Genomic DNA, 4,151 nt, shown 5'->3' on the forward strand with positions numbered 1-4,151 from the left:
CCTCGACGGCAAGCCGGTCCAGGTCAAGGTGCGGACGCCGGGCGGTCAGGAACATCGTCTGACGCTCGATCTGAACGGCACACCGAGTAATCCGGAGGAGTTGTTCGACCGACTCGGCGTGACCTTGTACCAGCCGCCGGCGACGCCGCGTATCGGCCGTATTCAATCCGGGTCGCCGGCCGCGCGGTCGGCGTTGTCGGTCGGCGATGCCGTATTGTCGATCGACGGGCAACCGATCGATTCGCCGCAGGCGCTGGTGGACGCCGTGCAGGCGCATCCGGGACAAAGCGTCGCCATGAAAATCCGGCGCCAGGGGCGAATTCGCACGATCCACGTGCAGCTAGCGCGCCAGCGGACCGACGAGGGCGAAACGATCGGGCACCTCGGCGCGGCGATCACGGTCGATCCGGCGGCTTGGCAGGCGATGCAAACCGTGCATCGGCTCGGCCCTCTGGCCGCGATTCCGGCCGCGGTGCACAAGACCTGGGAACTCTCGTCTCTGTCCGTGCGCCTGATCGGGCGGATGATCGCGGGGCAGATTTCGTGGCGCAACGTCGGCGGGCCGATTCAGATCGCCAACTATGCCGGCCAGACAGCCCAAATCGGGCTGGTGGCCTTCATCAGTTTTTTGGCCTTTATCAGCATCAATTTGGCGCTCATAAACCTGTTGCCAATCCCGGTGTTAGACGGGGGACATCTTCTGTATTATGCGATCGAATGGATTCGGGGCCGGCCTCTCTCGGAGGCCGTACAAGCCGCGGGTCAGCAGGTGGGCATGGTGGCGCTGCTGATGTTGATGGCCTTGGCTTTCTATAACGATATCCTGCGCTTGCTCGGGTAGCGGAGCTCAATTATGTATGCAGTGGTAAAGCGTGCGGCGGGCGCGCTGTTGATCTTGTATGCGGCTGGCGCATGGGCGCAGTCGTACAATTTCCAGATCGGCAACATCAAGGTGGAGGGCGTGCAGCGGCTGGAGCCGGGCACCGTTTTGACCTATCTGCCGGTCACGGTGGGGGACCGGATGACCGAGGCCCGCGCCCAGCAGTCGATCCGCGCGCTCTACGATTCGGGGCTGTTCGAGAACGTGGCCCTGGATCGGCGCGGCAACACGTTGATCGTCAATGTCTCTGAGCGCCCGGAGATCGCCAGTTTCAAAATCGAGGGCAACAAGGCGATCGGTGGCGACAAGCTCAAGGAGGCCCTGAAGAAGCAGGGGCTGGCGCAGGGGGAGCTGTACAAGCGCTCGTTGCTGGATTCGCTGCAGCAGGAGTTGCGGCGTCAGTACTACGCCAACGGCTACTACAGCGTGAAGATCGACACCGACGTCAAGGACCTCGGCAATAACCGGGTGGCGATCGATATCAAGGTCAAGGAAGGACCGATCGCGTCCATCAAGGACATCAACATCATTGGCAACCATCAGTTTTCGGACGAACAGCTAAAGCAAGTCTTCAAGCTGCAGTCGCATAAGCCGTTTTATACCCATTTGCTGACGTTCTGGAGGCATCCCGACCGCTATTCCCGCACCAAGCTGATCGGCGATCTCGAGTCGCTGAACTCGTACTACCAGAACCGCGGCTATATCCGCTTCAACGTGAGCTCGGTTCAGGTCTCGCTGTCGCCCGACAAACGTAACGTGTTTCTCACGATCAACGTCGACGAGGGCGCGCAGTACACGATCGAGGACTACCGCTTCGCCGGCGATATGGTGGTGCCGGAAGCGACGTTGCAACGGCTGGTCACGGTCGAGGACGGCGAAATTTTCTCGCGCAAGAAGGTGCAGAATTCGGCGGACGCGATCAGTTCGGGCATGGCCGATTTCGGTTATGCATTCGCCGATGTCAAACCGCTGACCAAAGTGGATGAAGACAACAAGACGGTCGATCTGACCTTCTTCGTCAACCCAGGCAAGCGGACTTACGTCCGGCGGATCGTGTTCAATGGCAACACGAAAACCAACGATAAGACGCTGCGCCGGGAAATGCGCCAGTTCGAAGGCGCGCCGTATTCGCGCCGGGCCGTGCAGCGTTCGCGCACCCGGCTTGCGCGCCTGCCGTTCATGCAGGGCGTCAAGGTCGATACCAAGAAGGTGCCGGGCTCCGACGATCTGGTGGACATCGAGTATGACGTCACCGAGCGCGCCGCGGGCCAGATCAACGCCGGCATCGGCTATTCCGACTCGCAAGGCTTTTTGATCAACGGCGGCGTCAAGCACACCAACTTCCGCGGTACCGGCGAAACCATCCAGATCAACGCCCAGACCAACGACTACGCCCAGAGCATCTCGGGCAGCTTCACCAATCCGTACTTCACGCCTGAAGGCGTGTCGCGCACGATCTCGGGCTTCTACCGCCAGACCGATCAGCTGATCCGGACCGGTTCGAGCTTCGACCTGAACTCGGTCGGCGGCGCGATGACCTTCAATTTCCCGGTGACCGAATATTCGACCATCCGCGCCGGTCTCGGGGTCGAGAACAACGAAATCGCCTCGACCATCAACAAGAACGGTCGTCTGGCGGTTTCCGACGAGGTCGCGGAGTTTGTGCGCGATAACGGCAAAAGCGCGACCACCTACGAACTGCGTACCGGCTTCGAGCGCGACACCCGCAATCGCACGTTCTTCGCAACCCGCGGTTCCGACACCCGGCTGCTGTTCAACATCAAGGGCCCCGGCTCGGATCTCGAATATTACAAGGCCAGCCTCGAACACCAGCGCTACCTGCGTATCGGCTCCTGGATTCCGAAGCTCTCGGACAAGGTCGTACTGCAGATCGACGGCAGGGTCGGCCAGACGGCGGTTTGGGGCACAGGCACCGACGTCCCGCCGTACGATAATTTCTTCGGCGGCGGCGCGCATTCGGTGCGCGGCTTTTCCAACGGCGGCCTCGGTCCCCAGGATTCGTTCGACAATCCCTACGGCGGCCAATTCCTGACCGCGTTGCAGACCGATCTGGTGATTCCGACCTTCCTCGAGTCGGACAACAAGACCACGCGGCTCAGTCTGTTCTATGACATGGGCAACGTGTATGAGAAGGCGAGCGACTTCGATCCTTCGGAGATGGGTAAATCGGCCGGCGTGGCCTTCGACTGGTTCACGCCGTTCTTCGGTCTGCTGCGCGTGAGCTACGCGGCCTACGTCGACAAGGCGCGGCCCAGCGACGAAACCGATCGCTTCCAGTTCTCGTTCGGCGCGAACTTCTACTGTTGGGTGACGCCGGTCCTTCGCACGATTTAAGGCGCGTTTTCGCGCCCTATGGCGTTGCCGCACCTCGTTGGCGGGAGCAAACCATGAAGGCCTTGTCACGCACTCCGTTCTGGCTGGCGGCGCTCGCCCTGGCCACGGTTCTGGCCGTGGTCCTGGCGCCGACCGCGGCCGAGGCCCAGCCGACCCGGCCGCCGCCCATAATCGGCGTGGTCGATCTCGACCGGCTCATAAGCGAATCGCCGCAGGCGAAAAAGGCCCGGCAGAATATGGCCGAGCGCTTCGCCAAGCGTAAGAACGCGCTGGAGAAAGCCTCGGACGCACTGCAGTCGGAGGTCGACCGGCTGAAGAAGCATTCGGAAACGATGAGCGATGAAGCGCGCGATCGATTGGTGTCGAAAATCCGCGACGACAAGAATCAGCTCCAACTCAAACAGGCGCAGTACAACGGCGACGTGTCCGATGCCGAGCAGAAAGAACTGGACCATATGCGTTCGAATCTGCGCCAGGTTATCGATCGTTACGCCAAGCAGAACGGCTACGACCTGATCGTCGGCGATTCGGTGCTCTACGCCAGCGACACCGTGAACATCACCGACGCCATCCTGAACCGATTGCAGCAGCAGGCCGCGGCGGACGACCCGTCGGCGAAGCCGCCCGATAGCGATAAATCCGACTGATCGAGGGCAGCCGTGGCCGACCCCGCAGCGCAATATGCCGCCGAAGCTTTGGCCCGCCGGTTCGGGCTGGAGGTCGTGGGCGACGGCGATATCGTCGTCGAGGGGGTCTGTGCGCTCGAACCGGGCCGCGAACGGCGGCTGGCGTTCGCCGAAACCGCGCGCCAGCGCGATATCGCGGCCGCCAGCCGGGCGAGCCTGCTCATCGTGCCGCGCCAACTGATCGATCTCGATCGACCGGTGCTGCTGGTCAGCGATACGCCGCGGCTGAG

General features: G+C 62.0%; 4 protein-coding genes. All 4 read left to right on the top strand.

Going from position 1 to position 4,151, the window contains the following annotated elements; translation table 11 throughout:
- Nucleotides 1-841 (top strand): RIP metalloprotease RseP (rseP, locus tag VFJ08_RS04930; protein ID WP_324995765.1); only part of this gene is annotated, 841 nt, incomplete at its 5' end.
- Nucleotides 842-853: 12 nt separating this feature from the next.
- Nucleotides 854-3,235 (top strand): outer membrane protein assembly factor BamA, encoded by a 2,382-nt coding sequence (gene bamA, locus VFJ08_RS04935; protein WP_324995767.1) that lies wholly within the window; start codon nt 854-856, stop codon nt 3,233-3,235.
- A 53-nt stretch (nt 3,236-3,288) separates the two neighbouring features.
- Entirely contained in the window at nt 3,289-3,882 is a 594-nt protein-coding gene (locus VFJ08_RS04940; RefSeq protein WP_324995769.1) for an OmpH family outer membrane protein, read from the top strand.
- A gap of 12 nt (nt 3,883-3,894) precedes the next feature.
- Nucleotides 3,895-4,151, top strand: a 257-nt coding sequence (locus VFJ08_RS04945) for an LpxD N-terminal domain-containing protein (protein ID WP_324995771.1), incomplete at its 3' end; no start/stop codon positions are given.

The sequence above is a fragment of the Salinisphaera sp. genome, assembly GCF_035690525.1.
Lineage (GTDB): Bacteria > Pseudomonadota > Gammaproteobacteria > Nevskiales > Salinisphaeraceae > Salinisphaera.

Bases quoted from the DNA above. Each gene is read 5' to 3' on its own strand.
- VFJ08_RS04940 (WP_324995769.1), top strand. From the start codon at position 3,289: ATGAAGGCCTTGTCACGCACTCCGTTCTGGCTGGCGGCGCTCGCCCTG.
- bamA (WP_324995767.1), top strand. From the start codon at position 854: ATGTATGCAGTGGTAAAGCGTGCGGCGGGCGCGCTGTTGATCTTGTAT.